Source organism: Streptomyces sp. NPDC104307, assembly GCF_055584045.1.
In genome coordinates this window covers 1-1,139 of sequence record NZ_JBVJMU010000052.1, presented here as the reverse complement: position 1 = coordinate 1,139, position 1,139 = coordinate 1, and the positions used below count along the sequence as shown (strand labels likewise).

The 1,139-nt window shown below is 70.1% G+C and carries 1 protein-coding gene; it reads right to left on the bottom strand.

Annotated features, from left to right (window positions below):
* Window positions 1-1,139 (bottom strand): acetyl-CoA carboxylase biotin carboxylase subunit (locus tag ACZ601_RS39120; protein ID WP_469547034.1); only part of this gene is annotated, 1,139 nt, incomplete at both ends.

Below are 1,139 nucleotides of genomic sequence, written 5' to 3'. Positions count from 1 at the left end.
CGAGTCCCAGGCCGGGCCGATCACACTGCCGGACTCGACACCCGCGTCGAGACGGACACCGGGACCGGACGGCGGGGCGAACAGCGTGACGGTGCCGGGGGCGGGCAGGAAGCCGCGGCCCGGGTCCTCACCGTTGATCCGGAACTCGAAGGAATGCCCACGCATGACCGGGTCGCCGTAGCCGAGCTCCTCACCGTCCGCGATACGGAACATCTCGCGCACGAGGTCGAGGCCGGTGACCTCCTCGGTGACCGGATGCTCGACCTGGAGCCGGGTATTGACCTCCAGGAAGGAGATCGTGCCGTCCGCACCGACCAGGAACTCGACCGTGCCGGCACCGACGTAACCGGCCTCCTTCAGGATCGCCTTGGACGCCGTATACAGCTGCGCGTTCTGCGCCTGGGACAGGAAGGGGGCCGGGGCCTCCTCCACCAGCTTCTGGTGACGGCGCTGGAGCGAGCAGTCCCGGGTGGACACGACCACCACGTTGCCGTGGGTGTCGGCCAGGCACTGGGTCTCCACGTGCCTCGGCTTGTCGAGGTAGCGCTCCACGAAGCACTCCCCACGCCCGAACGCGGCCACCGCCTCACGGACCGCGGAGTCATACAGCTCCGGGATCTCCTCCAGCGTGCGCGCGACCTTCAGCCCCCGCCCGCCACCACCGAACGCCGCCTTGATCGCGATCGGCAGCCCGTTCTCCTCGGCGAACGCCACGACCTCCGCGGAACCCGACACCGGGTCCGGGGTACCCGCGACGAGCGGCGCACCGGCACGCTGCGCGATATGACGGGCCGCGACCTTGTCGCCCAGGTCCCGGATCGCGTGCGGCGGCGGCCCGATCCACGTCAGCCCGGCATCCAGCACCGCCTGCGCGAACTCGGCGTTCTCCGAGAGGAACCCGTAACCCGGATGGATCGCGTCCGCCCCGGAGTCCTTCGCGGCCTGGAGGACCTTGGCCATGTCCAGATAACTGGCGGCCGGAGTGTCACCGCCCAGCGCGAATGCCTCATCGGCCGCACGCACATGCAACGCGTCGCGGTCCGGGTCCGCGTAGACGGCCACGCTCCCGATCCCCGCGTCCCGGCAAGCACGGGCAACACGGACAGCAATTTCGCCACGGTTGGCGATGAGCACCTTGC